This is a genomic window from Tianxiuia mixotrophica (assembly GCF_050596425.1).
Taxonomy (GTDB): Bacteria; Bacillota; Clostridia; order Peptostreptococcales; family Acidaminobacteraceae.
The window spans coordinates 2,456,795-2,472,094 of record NZ_CP192292.1 but is presented as its reverse complement, the minus strand read 5'-3'; the positions used below and the strand labels follow the sequence as shown (position 1 = coordinate 2,472,094).

The following is a 15,300-nucleotide window of genomic DNA, read 5'->3' as shown; positions in this document are numbered from 1 at the left end:
ATCATGCTGAGAAAAATCTGTCACTTAACGTTCCCACGGTTCACGCTCGTTTGCCCAGCTATTCCAACACTTTAAACGTCGTATAAACATTTCACCGCGGAACACTCTCACATTCAGTATCCACAGGGCGAATGGCGGGACACCGCTGTGTTAGATGCCGCCTTTTCAAATTGTATAAACCCTCTACTTATTAGCTACTTGATTGCTCCATTCTTCACATTCCCATTTTCTGTTGCTAGTTTGCGACTTCGAATGATTGCATAATAGCTATTGCGAAATAATACTAATCAATTCTAGACTCATAACTAAAGAAAATACTTGTGATCCTAAGATCCTCAATGTCATACCAGATCGTCATTCGGCTTCCATTACTTACATATTGAATGTTAGAATTTTCTCGATTCAATGGATGTCCATATAGTAATATAGCTTTATCAACTGAATCACCAACTTTTAAGCCTCTATTAGTACTTAGTTTTGCTAGTTCAATGCCGGTAATGATTCCATCACCATCTAATATATCGTTATTTTCATAGATTCTTTTTGATTTCACAACAATCCTTATTTCTGGATCCTTATAACTTGGATAACACAAGTTCCACCTTCGATACTCCTCATTTCCACTTATATAACCACTATTATTATCCTCATAGTCATACGCTAAACCGAATAATTTGATAATATCTTTATAATTAGAGTCGTAATTGATAACAAAACCTTCATACTCTGTTTCAAAATCACTTTCCATAAAAGTTACCATTTTACTAACTGTTATTAACTCATCAATTTTACTTATTACTGATTCCTCTGAATCGAGTAACATTTTAGATTTAACTTCTACTTGAGTAATTCCATTAGGAACTTTCACCCTAAGTTTTGTCTCTTGAAAATTGAAGTCATCATCATCTGGTCCCAACTCTTGGATTGGATTATATATGACTACAATATCATTATCAATTAACTCAATAATTAAATTTGCGCCTCCACCTGCATAGTAGATTTGACATGCCGTTATGGCATTTTCCGAGAAACCATATTTACTTAAGTTTTCAATTATAAACCCAGTTCCTAAATATTCTCCAATAAACACTTTCTCATCTAAAGCATCATCGAAAACTAGGTAAATATCCGTATATGGATACTCTATTCCATCTACCTCTTTCATATTTGTCTCTAATATCCAATTTAGACCAACACTATTACTTACGTTTTCTGTCATATTTGATAACTCATTTAGCTGTGAAGCATCATAATCAGTATTATCTCGATGCATCTTTTCCGCCATGTTCTGACTCAACATAGCAGTACATAATAGAAATATATAAATATTATTCAATAATGCCTCCAACTCTTGTATATCAGCTTATCTAATTTCCAACAAACGGTTCTATATTAGTAAGTAACTTATACATTTTAGTTTTGAAAATATGGCAACTAACGTTCCCACGGTTCAAGATCGTTCCCCACTATTTCTATTCTCTTCAATATTTTAACATAATAAACTCAGTAAAAATTCCCCAATTCGAATAATGAAAAGGGGAATGTCTGGAACCGCTGTGTTATGTACAGTCTTTGACGTTAATAATCATAATGACTTGCGTTAGGATTCATTGTTCTTTCTATGCCCACATCAACAAGTCCTTTTTTCATTGCAAGATGAATTCTTTTAAAACTTGGTATTTGGATTTTATATCTTTTCCCATTAACACGCTTATTTCTACAAACTCTTAAGAAATCATCCCTAGAGCAATTGTATGGAAAGAAGCCTGATACATTAATATTTTTGCTATCCTTAAACGCTCTTTCTCGGAGCTTGATCGAGTTCCATATTGTGTTGAACAGCCAGCTATCTAGTTCTTTCATTTGCTCTATATCTGTTATTAGAGGGTAATAACTCATAATACCTTTGAAAGCCAATCTCGTGTATGTGCCGTCAATATATCTAGCCAACTTTTGATCATCAAGGTTACCATACAAATACCGTCGAATCTGCATAATAGCTGTTACGAAAGATGGATCATTGTTGCTCGCATTAGGAACAATGATCGTCGCCCTATTATTACCATCCAACGGCTGTATCAGATTTCTGTATAATAAATAACTAATCTGTTGTTTGATCCTTTTTACAGATTGATCTTTGATTCCAACTCGATCAACATAGATTTTATATCCTAAGAAATCAAACGATTCCTTTGTCTGTGATATTTCTGATGGCATACCTTCTTTTCTCAACAAACTAATCCCGTCCGATTTGCTTATATTAAGATCTATTCTAGCCTCGTTTGAAAACTTCGCAATAATGTCAAAAGACTTAGTAATCTTGCTGTAATCAGTTGACCAAATAATCGTATCGTCGGCATACCTTGCAAAGCGAAGACCCTCTAGTTCAAGTCGCTTATCTAGCTCCCAACAAACTATGTTGGCTAAAAAAAGACTAATTGAAGTCCCTTGGGGGATGCCTTTGTCATTTATTTCAATGAATGTCTTAATTAATTCTTTCTCAAACTCACTCACATAAAATCCATTTTCATTTAGTTGCTCCAATAGATATTTGTGGTCGATTGACCCAAAAAAGTCTTTAAAATCGAATTCTGAGATAAATACTCTTGAATACTTGCTTAACTCAAGTGAAATATCTTGTACCGCGAAGTGCGCATTTCTATCATCACGATAAGCATATGCTAACGAACTGAATCGATGCTTGTTTTTTCCTAATAAACGATTATAAAGATAATTAGAAACTGCTGCATCTGGGATTTGATATACAGCAATTGTTCTTGTTCCCTTTCCACCCTTCTTTGGGATTTCTTTCACATACGGCGGATTAGGTTTGTAAGAACCATCTGCTAACCTCTTTGCAATTGCTTTAGCTATCGCCTTCTTATTTTTTAATACATAAAAAGGATTAAATTTCTTATCAACATTCCAGCATTCTGGTGTAAATATTTTTTTAGGATCAGGATTCCCAATCCTCTTAAGATTTCTTTCATATTCAAGATGAACCCCATTGTGATAATTTTGATGACGATCTCTAAGTTTAATGGCTTCTTTTTCAATGTAATATTCGATAAGCTTTTCCATAGAACCCTCCATAAATAAATAGCAGGGCGCACGCCCTGCTAATTCACGGAATAACCAATTAAAAGTAAGCTCTTACCTAGACGATTCTTTCCCAAGATAGGATTTGTCATCTTCTTAGCATAACTAAAGTTAATGCATATGGTACTCCGCTCCCCTCCTTGAGGTTACAATTATTGTAACACAATTCCAGTTGATTAGAAATATCTAAGTCAAATATTGTACATAACGTTCCCACGGTTCACGCTCGTTCGCCCAGCTACTGTAACACTTAAAGCTTTGTCATAGTCGTTTTCTTCGGAACGTTCTGAACTTCTTTACCACAAGGCGAATGGCGGGACACCGCTGTGTTATGCGATGTTTCTTAAGGTTTTTTCAGCCTTAATCTGACTCCTATATTTACTTATGACTGTCATTAATCTGCTTTTATTAGATTCCGTGATTTCACTACTTTCTAAAAAACTCTCAAAATCGAATTGGTCAAATATAAATTCTAAATTGTAAAACTCGCCAAATGAAAACTCCGCATTAATAATACTTACATTTTTCATATACTCAATTTCATTCTCAAACCGTCTGAAATGCCTATAACAAAGTGGTGTGATAATATCTATATCGTTCATATTGAATGCTGGATAATCACTCTCTATAATCTTAGTATCCCACCGACACTCTAGTACACCTGTTGTTATATTATTAAATATACATTCTAACTCGGTTCTTAATTTTTTAATCGTAGTTGCCGTTCCTGTATTGTCATCTATTAGAAGAATATTTTCATCACAACTATACTTCTCACCTAAAAGTTCCACCTGCTTACGTAATGAGATATCAATAAGTTCTCCTGTATCATACGTCGAAAACTTCAAATAATCGAATCTTATACCTTGCTGAAACTCATCTGATTTCTGAGCATATTTCAATAGCGATATATACATAGGGGGGATTATACTGCCTCCCTGCAAAGGTGCTAATATTAAGTCTTTCTCACTTATAAACTGCTTATATGCCCAGAATGAACTGAACAAAATCAGCGGGTGATCCATTTCGGAATACTCTCTAACTTGGATGTTCTCAAGTGATGTAGCTATATCCTTAATTTCGCTAAGTATTTCAGAATCAAAGCTAATAAACTTATCAGGATTATTTCCATAAATTATGCATATAAAATAGTCTGTACAGTGCTGCAAATATTCTTTTACACTTTCAATATAGTTCGTTCTTAACCTTTCGTTAGAAAAAACAACACCAACTAGTTTTGATATATTGCTTATTTGATGGTTCATAATGCTGAATAATATGTACTGCTTTGTCTTCTGATTTATATTGAAGGTGAGTATTTTATTCAAGTCTTTAGGGCATATTTCAATATATTCAAATACTGTTACTAGTTCTGTTGAATAATAACTAGAATTTCTATTACAATAATATGGTTTCTTTAAACTAAAATACTTTTTTAGTATCTCAGGTGCTTGGTGTAAATTGAATTCCAATTTCTCATCTTCAATGTATGCTTCTCCAAGAAATCCGAATTTGTAATCATTACTAAATTGTGCTAACCTTTGTTCCATTCATTAACCTACCTTAATAAATATTGCATAACGTTCCCACGGTTCACGCTCGTTTGCCCAGCTATTCCAACACTTTAAACGTCGTATAAACATTTCACTGCGGAACATTCAAAGCTCAGTATCCACCAGGCGAATGGCGGGACACCGCTGTGTTATATGACGAAAATACGATTTATAATTCTTCACTTGGAACACTTGTTAACCTTGCTATAATAGGCAATCCTAAGGTTGTTACTAATAAGTTAACCACTAAAATCTTAGATATAGTTTTATTTCCAAAGTCATCAAAATAGTATTGTCGAATACCTATATAAGTAGTGTAGAGGAAAAAAGCTAGATACTTTAGACTTTCAAAAAAACGAAAAACATTATTTCTAACAATTACTCTTCCACCAATTGTTTTCTTAGATATTTGACCGAACACTCCTACCTTTATTAATGCTAAAAATGAAACGATTGATGCTATCACATACAACATAATATTTACTACTCCGTTCATACATATTCTAAGTATTTTTGTTATATAACGTTCCCACGGTTCACGCTCGTTCGCCTGTTATTCCAACGCTTTAACTTTGTCACAGCAAAAAACTCAGAAATAACATTAACTTTGTAACCTCCAGGCGAATGGCGGGACACCGCTGTGTTATGTATAGGAAAAAACGTAGTCTACTACATTATTTTATCTAAAATCACCAATCCGTTTAATTACTTCTATATTCAAAATAGGGATGTGGTAATATTCTACTTTAAACATTTTGTAAGTATCACTATAATAAACACTTCCATGACTCATGGAATGAATTTTTGTTTTTGTCGCATATACTCTAATTATACTTTCATTTGATGTATTCTGAATCATTGTTATTCTAGGCTTATTGTAACCATTCTCACGATATAGCCTAAAAACTTCTGCGACTTCTTTTCCGTAGCTTGCATCTAACTCTTTTTCAGACATAGAATTCATTTTTTCAACCAACATATAAAACTGAAAATGTCTGTCGCAATTACTTACCAATACTACCATAAACAAAACTAATATCAGCAAAATATTTCGTTTTCTCAAAGCACACTCCTAACACGACCTTCTAGTTTTTTCTTTTACATAACGTTCCCACGGTTCACGCTCGTTCGCTCTCTAATTACAACACCAATAATGTCGTATAAATATCTTCCTGCGGAACACTCACAAACTCAGTATCCACAGGGCGAATGGCGGGATACCGCTGTGTTAGACGTTTTCAGTTTTGATTTCTGAAATAAACCTAACTACGGACTTACCTTTCAATGCCTTAATAAAAGCTTCATTGCTTTCACTATTTTCATTCTTCATAACTTCACTACGTGAGCCACGGAATAGAGCAAGATGATCCATATCTCTCTCCTCAGTTTTTCTAAAGAAAGATAATGAATAGTAACTTGCATCAGTTTTTGATTTTGCAAATACCGTAAATATCGCTCTAGCCCAATGGAAAAGATAGTTTCGAATTTCAACATCACTCAAAAAATATGGAAGGTAGAAGTTAATATGTACTGTTCCATCATCATTAACTCTAGCGTCATTCATTGTTGATATGATGCTTAGATCTCTTGATGTCCACTTTTCTAAGTGATCAGTTTCATCATAAACATTAGGTATTCCAAGATACAGTAACCTCTCTTGCAGTATTTTTGATTCAATATCCATTTTCATTTTAGACCATTTTATTTTTGGTTCTTCTAAAGTTAATGCTGCCATTTCATTATCATTCATCATACTCTTACTAATAGTTTTCTTTATATCAAAAGCTTCAGTCAATAATGGCTTCACCTGTAATAATCCAAAGCCACAAGTAATAAAGATAAAAATAGTCAGTGCACTCTCACTAATATAAGGAAACGTATTGTCGCGAATTGATAAGTAAACAGGGTAAATTATAATAGGAGTCAAGAAGTATGACATTCTTATTATTCCAACTAACCCAGCATTTCTAATTTTTCTAAAGTAGCTACGTACAGCTCCGTACTTACTTGGAATAAACTTCCTTGAGTTTAATGTTGTTAAATAGCCTCTGTCGGCAATATTATTCATAAGATCTTTGACAAATACAAACATAAAACACCAGTATGCCAATGTAATCAAAGTCTCCATTTTCATTATTATCAGTAAACATATAATGCTATTTCCTATTAAAAGATCAAACAAAAGTTTGGCATTAGTAATAAGGATATCTTCTAATAAGGATTTCGAGTACTCTAATTCTTGAAATCCACTCTGTAGCCAATAAATAGACGCAACATAAATCAGACCTAAAAGTGTTGCAGATATTGGCAATATATATTTGCTGATCTCAATCAAGTTATTTTCAGTTGTGTAATTCTGTAGTAAATATATAATCTGCTCCATACATTCTCCTTCAAAACTGATTTCGTCTAACGTTCCTGCAATTCCCGACGTGCCCCAGTCCCATTCTACACACTAACTATTTTACCATTATTTAGCTGTATAATGAAAACCCCATTTTGTATAAAACGGGGCATGTTTGGGAATTGACATGTTATAAGATGCCGTTTAACGGTTTAAACACCTAGACTTAATAGTCACATTATTTTCATCTACCAGATTTTTCGGCTTTCTCATTCGAATGTATTTTAATTAAATAAAAAAGACCAAGTAGTCTACTCGATCTCAATGATACCAAATAATATGTCAAATACTTCTTCTATTACACTTGATGGTGCTTTCTCTTCAAAACCTGCATTTCTGACTTTTATATCTAATGCTTTGACTTGCTCACACATTACATAACCAGTTGTTTTCGTTTTCATATCTAAACCTACATGAAGTGGAAAATTTCGTCTTGTATTTGTTATTGGGCATACTAATGCCATTTTTGTGCTTCTATTATATGTGTAGTTACTCACAACTAAAGCAGGTCGTCGACCTCTTTGTTCATGACCAGCTTGAGGATTAAAATCCATATAGATTATGTCGCCTTGTTCAGGAATATATGACATTATAATACCTCTAATCCTTCTGGACCACCAGTGTCCCATTCACTACACTCATAGTTTCCGTCATACTCTTTTAGGCGCTCTTTAAGCGTTTTATGTCGCTTAACATGTTCTATAATGATTTTACCTTCAACCGCAACTATTTCCACTTCTTCACCTTCTGTGAAATCCGCTGTGCTTAAAACTGACTTTGGTATTCTCACACCTTGACTATTACCCCATTTTTGAATTTTCGTATGCATAGTAAGGCCTCCTTGTAATTATAGTATATACCATGTATATACAATTTTCAATAGCCAACTAATATTCAGAAATATATCATTTTAGGCAGTATGTTTTAAAAGACACCTCTGATAACGTATTAATCCTAATTGTCTGCTATCAATACGGTCTGACTTAGTCACAACAGATAAATATTATCGTAAAACTAATTCATGTTACGGGGAGCGAGAATTACCCTTCAAGGCAGATAATATGGAAATTCGTACTATTGAATAAAACAGGAAAGATTGTCGAATTAAATATAGTAACATGCCCACATAAACTTCAGACAATTAGATGATTCAAAATGAAGTAAGAATATGTCAAATAGCTAATGGAAAATTACACAGCATCATATAAAAATGCTTAGGTACAATAAAGACGATGTGATAATCTACCGCTGGCTTTATTTTATGAGAATTTTAACCTACTATAACCCTATCTGCATAGATGAAGATTACCTAAAAGTAGCAACAAATAACCACTCTTTTTTTAGCTTTAAATTTACCTATTAAAAATTGATCGAACTTTTATTAAATAGTTTATCAAAATGACTCCTGTTTTAAGAATAGAGTTAAAGGGTTTCTTATAACGTTCCCATGGTTCAAGATCGTTCCCCACTTTTTCTATACTCTTCTATATTTTAACATAAGAGACCAATTAGAAATTCCCCAATTCGTATAATACGAGGGGAATGTCTGGAACCACTGTGTTAGATGGCGTTGCCTGAATGGTGTATTACAGTATAGTAAACCAACAGACTCATTTAATGAGATGTCAAATTACATTCAGATACCTAGCACGTAAATGTCTTGGACACTTCTCGGCGGAATATTACCACTTTCTATTTAATGCAATGCGCCAAGTCTAAAATACTTTCATTCAAGGAAGCCAACCCCCATAGTAAATATGGAGCTGTATACTCTGATCACAGATAATTGGCACTGTAAAATTCAAAAATAACTTCAGCCGTTCTAATTTAAAGATATTATCTGTACCTTCACAACCAGGCTTGTTCAAACTGAATTCAGCGCTGCTTTTGAGTGTTCTCTACGATGACCAGTGCTTGCTTTCTTTTCGTATCAGGCGATTTTCGATTTCAAGTTGCATATAGAAAGCTAGTCATTCGGTGCTAGGTGTAAGGCCAGCAGTAAAACAAGAAACTATAATAGACCGCCGATTCTCTTAAATAATGAAATTGAAGTTAATAATATGGCCGGAGTGCAAAGTCAAATGTTTATGAAGGCCCAATAAACCTAGATGCAATTTGAAGAGCGAAAACCTTGGAGCCTTTAGTCTATATTAATGAGTACGATGAACTCATAGGACAGCTTAGTTCGTTGCAAGCACATACTTATTAAGTGAAATGCAGTCAGATAAACATTACTCTCTCAACGTATTCAAAGCGCTGAGTTTCGTTTGAAAGAACAAGGCTCTAATGCAAAATAATGAACCCATAACCATAGGGAGGCGTTAATGCACAGCCCATACCAACATTAGCGTGCCAATTAAACTAACTGCTTAAACTTGAACGTGGATAATGCCAACTAACGTTCCCACGGTTCACGCTCGTTTGCCACTTACGTCAACACTTTTAGCTTGTTCATAACAGTAAACTTGATAACACTATTAACTATGTCACCACCAGGCGAATGGCGGGACACCGCTGTGTTATGTAGCGGTTTTAAACTTACACAAACTTTTGCGCTATCATCAACCATTAAATTTTAAGCATTTTCATAAGAGTGATAAAAACATTCAGTCTTACTAATACCGTTTCAAGATGCACACTACGAATGTCTAGGACAGTCAATTAGATAACAACACTTTGTACCTTTGCATGAGTAAAAAACATCATTAATTTGAACAAACTTATTGCCTAATACAATTTCAGAATAGCTTTTTTTCAGTTTAGCTATTTCTTCATTACTCCTATTAATATAAGATTCCTTCTCTTCATTTGAGAAATCACAGTCTAACTTTGTATCGGCAATTTCCTCATTAATTTCCTCAATTTTCTGTAGATATAAAATCTCGCATTCTGATTTAAGACCTAATGATTTCAAAGCGTAAAAGTATGATTCTATAACTTCAACATCAATATAAATGGGTTCTTTCCCAATTTTGAATAATTCAACTACCTTATCGAATTTCCTTAGTAAGAAATATAGATGGATAAGTTCAAATGTAAGTACTTCTTCATTATGATCTACAATAAATCCGTCATATAATTTGTCAGCGATTCTCAATGCCATGTCAGTCTCATTTGTAATGCTTCTTATTATTGCAGAACTATAAAGTGATTTTTCTCTAACCTCAGAGTTATCACTGTATAATCTCAATTCCTCAAATATCCTCAAAGCATCTGTATACAACTCATTTTTCATAAGAATATAGCCCTTAAGATATTGATAGTGATTTAGGGGACTTTCAGGCATCGACATTTCACTAATCACTTTCAATGCCAATTCAGGTTCATCTTCTACTAATAGGTATGCTAGTGCATAGTAACTATTCGGTTTACAAGACTGATGCTTAATAGCACGATTCAACGTTTCAACTGCCTTATCTGACTCTCCAAGTTCCTCATCATAGAAATAAGCCAAATTGTTTAAAAGCTCACATAACATTTGCTCTGACATTGATTCTTCATTCTTTGTTAAAGCAGCTTCCATGATTTCTATGCATATATCAGTATCTCGTCTATCTTCAAAATACGAGATCGCTAGTTGGCAAATTGCCTTAATATTTGATGGTTCTTTCTCAATTATATTCTGTAAAAACAATATATATTCTTTAATAATTGGTCTTTGAGACTCATACTCTCGCTCAGAATTCATAATTGCTTTTACTTTGTTCATATACTCATTAATAGTCATTGAATCTGCCTTTCAATAATTGTTTGATACTTTACTACTGATATTTTTCAATGTGCACAAAATTCCTGGTTTGCTATGCTACGATCAAATAGCTTTGTCTTAATCAACACTAACTGGTTTAAAACTGTTACATAACGTTCCCACGGTTCACGCTCGTTCACCCTAGCTATTTCAATACTTTCAGTGTCGTACAAACATTTCACTGCGGAACATTCCAAAACCCAGTAACCAGAAGGCGAATGGCGGGACACCGCTGTGTTAGGCATTGTTCAAAACAACTCTTCTATTCACTGATTTCGTAGTTACTTTAACTTGATTTGATCGAGTATGAGTATAAAAACATTAAAAATACGAATAAAGATATAACACCTCTATAATCCATTTTGATTGTCGTTTTTAGTCCTTCTTCCTCTATGGAACGTGTGGTATCAATAATAGTTTTCACTAAGAAATAGCCGAATACCAAACCTGATAAAACACAAAACACTCTTAGCAAAACAAGCTGAAATATCGCACCTACAACAATCCCAATTACAGATACCCCAAGGACAACAGCCACTGCTAACATAGCAGCAAAAGCACGACCACTATATGTTAATGCATTACGCGAGAAGAAATCCTTCATAGTTAATTTGAGGATATGAATCCTACTAGAACCTGAGTATTCCTTTCTCTTTGTTGAGTATATTCTTATCATGGTAATAAACATATACATTATGAGAAATAATATGTAACTTATTACTCCTATTTTCGCTTGGCTTTCATTCAATTTAATACTCCTCAACTAGTATTACTAACTTCATGGCTGACATTCATTCCCTCATTTATTATAAAACTTTCGTTTCATCAATACACTCTCAGTATGAGCTAAGAAAATCGTTCTAAACATGATAGATTTGAAAATAATACTGCTTTTTTGACTAACTAGATCTATTAAAACTTACTTCTTAGAAAATCATAAACTCCTAAATATTTATCTAGTTGATCAACCAAGTTGTCGCTATATGTTCCAATACAGATTTCATGTTGTGGATATTTCTCATGTATTTCTTCAATGTAGTCAACAAACTCAGTATAAATCCAAAATACATCTTCCCATTCAATTTCAAAATACAACTCTTCAAGTAACTCATTTTTATTAAGCGGATTATACCTGTTTCTTAAGATTAAACTTTTGTTACTATGAGATACTTTCATGTAATAACCACCACACCCGAAGTTACCACATTCACATGTAAATAATGCTATTTTTCCTTCTGATAATACTGCGTCATACCAGCCATCAATATCGACAATGTATGGTAATTCAATATTTTCCAAAGTCAACTTCATATTGATTGAAATCAAGGATTCACTTGCGGGTGATTCCTCATAATTTGGTACTATCGACCAACTTTTCATGTTAACCTACCTCATAATGCGACTGTTTTAAGCTATTCATTATTTAACCGTTGTTTTGAATTGTGCCTAACGTTCCCATGGTTCAAGATCGTTCCCCACTTTATATATACTCTTCTATATTTTAACATAAGAGACCAATTAAAAATTCCCCAATTCGTATAATACGAGGGGAATGTCTGGAACCACTGTGTTAGATGGCGTTGCATGAATGATGTGTTGAAGTATAGTAAACCAACAGACTCATTTAGCGAGATGTAGAATTACATTAAGATACCTAGCACGTAAATGTCTTGGACACTTCTCAGCGGAATATTACCACTTCCTATTTAGTGCGATCGCCAAGTCTAAGATACTTTCATTCAAGGAAATCAACCCCCATAGTAAATTTGGAGCTGTGCACTCTGATCACGGATAATTGGCACTGTAAAATTCAAAAATAACTTCAGCCGTTCTAATTTAAAAGCATCATTTCTCTCCTCACAACCAGGCTTGTTCAAACTGAATTCAGCGCTGCTTTTGAGTGTTCTCTACGATGACCAGTGCTTGCTCTCTTTTCGTATCAGGCGATTTTCGATTTCAAGTTGCATATAGAAAGCTAGTCATTCGGAGCTAGATGTAAGGCCTACAGTTAAACAAGAAAATATACTAATTCCCCTAAACTCTTTAATTATGAAATTGAAGCTAATAATATGGCCGAAGTATAAAGCCAAATGTATATGAAGGCCCAACAAACCTAGATGCAATTTGAATGACGAAAACCGTGGAGCCTTGAGTCTATACTAATGAGTACGATAAACTCATATGCCGACTTAATTCCTTGCAAGCACCTACTTATTTAGTGAAATGCAGTCAGATAAACATTACCCTCTCAACGTATTCAAAGCGCTGAATTTTGTTTGAAAGAACAAGTCACTAATGCAAAATTCATTACCCCCTCTTCATTCAGAGGCGTTAATGCACAGCCCATACCAACATTAACGTGCCAATTTAACTAACTTCTTAAACTTGAAAGTGGATAATGCCAACTAACTAACCTATTCACGACACCCCATATAATATTTACGACGCCTTACTAAATGTTTAAACGACTTAATCTTAATTTCTCATTATGTCAGAACCCTTGAAAAATCAGACTCGCAGGAAATCACCTCTTGAAGTCATGTCGCATATAAATCCGTTATTCAATTTGCTTAAGTCGTAAAAACATTTGAAAAAGCCTATATCCATGTCGTAGAAACATTAGGTATTAAGACATATATTACAATTTTATATTCTCTAGAGATACCATCTCACACTTATCATTTATTATGTCAAATGTCGCCTTGTATATATCTGGCATTTTTAGATTTCTCCAAAATTCGAAATCTATACGATCATCATAATGCTTTAGAATTACAGCTAAAAAAGTTCCATGTGTTCCAACAACTATGTTCTGTCCCTGATTTTTTTTAACAATTTCGTCAATAACTGAAGAACCTCGTTTTTGGACTTCTTTTAATGACTCGCCGCCTTCAAGTTTAAAACAAAAATCATGCCATTGCTTTTTCGTATAGGTTTGAAAATCATCAATGAACACATTAGATACTTTTCTTTCTCTAAGGTCATCATATGTTCGAATGTTCATGGACTTTGTCTCTGCAATGCCTTTTATGGTATCAACTGCACGTATATATGGACTCGATACAATTTGATCGATTTGTATATCTTTGAATGCCTTTGTAACTCTGGGTACACTCTTTTTACCTTCTTCAGAGAGCTGTCTTGAGTGATCATCATGTGTGTACTCTATTTTTGAATGTCTTACAAAATATAAATTTGTCATAGAACCTCCTCAATATTTGTTCATTCCAATTATACCAAATTCCTGTAAGTTTTAGTTTAATTTCCTAGGCTATTTTAGCAATTTATAAGATTTCCTATAAACTTCACACTATAAACATCAGATTCATTATTTTTAATAGATTCCAGAACACAAAGAGGATGATGAATTTAAACTGATTTCAAAGCTATGATTGACTATTAGAGTATTAGTTTTTGAAGTATTGGTTCTTGATGTATTGCTCTTTGATGTATTGGTTTTTGAAGTATTGCTCTTTGATGTATTGGTTCTTGATGTATTGGTTCTTGATGTATTGGTTCTTGATGTATTGGTTCTTGATGTATTGGTTCTTGATGTATTGGTTCTTGATGTATTGGTTCTTGATGTATTGGTTCTTGATGTATTGCTCTTTGATGTATTGCTCTTTGATTATTGAAGTATTGGTTCTTGATGTATTGATTATTGATGTATTGATTATTAAATTATATTTTGATTCCACTAACAGACTATAAGCACAATCCAGTTATTCAGCACAAAATTCTCAAAATTTGAACGGATTTCAAAACCAGACAAATTTACAGGTTATTAAACTACCAGATTCAAGCCGCTGCCTAAATCAAATTAGATTTTCAAAATTAAAATAAAACGAATTTGGAATAAAACGGAATTGGTATGGAATTAACTTAAAATAGATGTAAATTGATATGTAACTCACTTCATTCAAAGCTAAATTGGAGTAGAACTAAATCTAAATAGAACTAAATCTATATGTAACTAAATCTAAATAGAACTATATTAAATTGATCAAAATTAAAAAGTTATCAAAACAAATTCCTAACCTCTATTATAAATTATTTGAAACGATCAACTTTCCCTTTGGCCAATGCCCTTATAATTATTTAAGGATTGATCTAAGCATTTAAGCTTTTCGTCATTCAAAATATACAAAAGTGCACAAAAATAAATCCCAAACACAAACTTGTGTCTAGGATTTATACTTATGTCTATAATTTATAATTGGTCCGATGACTGGATTATGATCATATACGAATCATGTCTTCATAAGCGTCATGACCTTATAAAACTTGCCACGTTTGTAACATCATACTTCCATCTCAAAAATTCTTTCAAGCATATATATCCCAATATACTATGGTCTAGGTCCAGGTCTAGGTCTAAGTCTAGGTCTAAGTCTGGGTCTAAGTCTGGGTCTAAGTCTAAATCTAGGTCTAAGATCAACAAATTCAAGTCTTCGAATAATATATCTGTCATCGACTCTTACTCAAACACATCTCGT

Annotated in this window: 14 protein-coding genes; 1 reads left to right on the top strand and 13 read right to left on the bottom strand. The window is 33.5% G+C overall.

All coding sequences use genetic code 11. The annotated features are described in order from the left end of the window. Positions 1–283: 283 nt before the first annotated feature. The 12 genes from ACQ4KW_RS10695 to ACQ4KW_RS10640 form a co-directional block, all read right to left on the bottom strand. On the bottom strand, positions 284–1,336 hold the full coding sequence (locus ACQ4KW_RS10695; protein WP_430882462.1) for a hypothetical protein: 1,053 nt from the start codon (positions 1,334–1,336) through the stop codon (positions 284–286). Positions 1,337–1,578: 242 nt separating this feature from the next. Beyond that, positions 1,579–3,081: a reverse transcriptase domain-containing protein gene (locus ACQ4KW_RS10690; RefSeq protein ID WP_430882461.1), complete on the bottom strand. Its 1,503-nt coding sequence runs from the start codon at positions 3,079–3,081 to the stop codon at positions 1,579–1,581. A gap of 347 nt (positions 3,082–3,428) precedes the next feature. Next, complete coding sequence (locus ACQ4KW_RS10685; protein ID WP_430882460.1) at positions 3,429–4,649, bottom strand: hypothetical protein; 1,221 nt, start codon at positions 4,647–4,649, stop codon at positions 3,429–3,431. Positions 4,650–4,821: 172 nt separating this feature from the next. Beyond that, positions 4,822–5,148 (bottom strand): hypothetical protein, encoded by a 327-nt coding sequence (locus ACQ4KW_RS10680; RefSeq protein WP_430882459.1) that lies wholly within the window; start codon positions 5,146–5,148, stop codon positions 4,822–4,824. Positions 5,149–5,331: 183 nt separating this feature from the next. Next, positions 5,332–5,715, bottom strand: coding sequence for a hypothetical protein (locus ACQ4KW_RS10675; protein ID WP_430882458.1), 384 nt, complete (start codon positions 5,713–5,715; stop codon positions 5,332–5,334). A 165-nt stretch (positions 5,716–5,880) separates the two neighbouring features. Then, on the bottom strand, positions 5,881–7,035 hold the full coding sequence (locus ACQ4KW_RS10670) for a hypothetical protein (RefSeq protein WP_430882457.1): 1,155 nt from the start codon (positions 7,033–7,035) through the stop codon (positions 5,881–5,883). Between the two features lie 272 nt (positions 7,036–7,307). Further along, positions 7,308–7,646, bottom strand: a complete 339-nt coding sequence (locus tag ACQ4KW_RS10665; RefSeq protein WP_430882456.1) for a type II toxin-antitoxin system PemK/MazF family toxin — start codon at positions 7,644–7,646, stop codon at positions 7,308–7,310. Continuing rightward, a complete protein-coding gene (locus ACQ4KW_RS10660; RefSeq protein ID WP_430882455.1) occupies positions 7,646–7,885 on the bottom strand; it encodes an AbrB/MazE/SpoVT family DNA-binding domain-containing protein in 240 nt (79 codons plus the stop codon). Before ACQ4KW_RS10660 ends, ACQ4KW_RS10665 begins: the two co-directional genes overlap by 1 nt. Positions 7,886–9,694: 1,809 nt before the next feature. Further along, positions 9,695–10,765, bottom strand: a complete 1,071-nt coding sequence (locus ACQ4KW_RS10655) for a tetratricopeptide repeat protein (RefSeq protein ID WP_430882454.1) — start codon at positions 10,763–10,765, stop codon at positions 9,695–9,697. A gap of 325 nt (positions 10,766–11,090) precedes the next feature. Further along, positions 11,091–11,492, bottom strand: a complete 402-nt coding sequence (locus ACQ4KW_RS10650) for a hypothetical protein (RefSeq protein WP_430882453.1) — start codon at positions 11,490–11,492, stop codon at positions 11,091–11,093. 224 nt (positions 11,493–11,716) lie between these two features. Next, positions 11,717–12,184 (bottom strand): hypothetical protein, encoded by a 468-nt coding sequence (locus ACQ4KW_RS10645; protein ID WP_430882452.1) that lies wholly within the window; start codon positions 12,182–12,184, stop codon positions 11,717–11,719. Between the two features lie 1,258 nt (positions 12,185–13,442). After that, a complete protein-coding gene (locus ACQ4KW_RS10640) occupies positions 13,443–14,006 on the bottom strand; it encodes a histidine phosphatase family protein (protein ID WP_430882451.1) in 564 nt (187 codons plus the stop codon). A gap of 190 nt (positions 14,007–14,196) precedes the next feature. Between ACQ4KW_RS10640 and ACQ4KW_RS10635 the strand changes: the two genes are divergently transcribed. Further along, positions 14,197–14,439 (top strand): hypothetical protein, encoded by a 243-nt coding sequence (locus ACQ4KW_RS10635; RefSeq protein ID WP_430882450.1) that lies wholly within the window; start codon positions 14,197–14,199, stop codon positions 14,437–14,439. A gap of 632 nt (positions 14,440–15,071) precedes the next feature. On the opposite strand, the gene ACQ4KW_RS10630 is transcribed toward ACQ4KW_RS10635, so the two are convergent. Beyond that, the gene (locus tag ACQ4KW_RS10630) at positions 15,072–15,275 is read right to left on the bottom strand and encodes a hypothetical protein (RefSeq protein ID WP_430882449.1); all 204 of its coding nucleotides are present in this window, start codon (positions 15,273–15,275) and stop codon (positions 15,072–15,074) included. Positions 15,276–15,300 lie beyond the last annotated feature (25 nt).

Coding starts and splice junctions, on each gene's coding strand:
- ACQ4KW_RS10690 (WP_430882461.1), bottom strand. CDS start 3,081: ATGGAAAAGCTTATCGAATATTACATTGAAAAAGAAGCCATTAAACTT.
- ACQ4KW_RS10685 (WP_430882460.1), bottom strand. CDS start 4,649: ATGGAACAAAGGTTAGCACAATTTAGTAATGATTACAAATTCGGATTT.
- ACQ4KW_RS10680 (WP_430882459.1), bottom strand. CDS start 5,148: ATGAACGGAGTAGTAAATATTATGTTGTATGTGATAGCATCAATCGTT.
- ACQ4KW_RS10670 (WP_430882457.1), bottom strand. CDS start 7,035: ATGGAGCAGATTATATATTTACTACAGAATTACACAACTGAAAATAAC.
- ACQ4KW_RS10665 (WP_430882456.1), bottom strand. CDS start 7,646: ATGTCATATATTCCTGAACAAGGCGACATAATCTATATGGATTTTAAT.
- ACQ4KW_RS10660 (WP_430882455.1), bottom strand. CDS start 7,885: ATGCATACGAAAATTCAAAAATGGGGTAATAGTCAAGGTGTGAGAATA.
- ACQ4KW_RS10655 (WP_430882454.1), bottom strand. CDS start 10,765: ATGAACAAAGTAAAAGCAATTATGAATTCTGAGCGAGAGTATGAGTCT.
- ACQ4KW_RS10650 (WP_430882453.1), bottom strand. CDS start 11,492: ATGTTTATTACCATGATAAGAATATACTCAACAAAGAGAAAGGAATAC.
- ACQ4KW_RS10645 (WP_430882452.1), bottom strand. CDS start 12,184: ATGAAAAGTTGGTCGATAGTACCAAATTATGAGGAATCACCCGCAAGT.
- ACQ4KW_RS10640 (WP_430882451.1), bottom strand. CDS start 14,006: ATGACAAATTTATATTTTGTAAGACATTCAAAAATAGAGTACACACAT.
- ACQ4KW_RS10630 (WP_430882449.1), bottom strand. CDS start 15,275: ATGACAGATATATTATTCGAAGACTTGAATTTGTTGATCTTAGACCTA.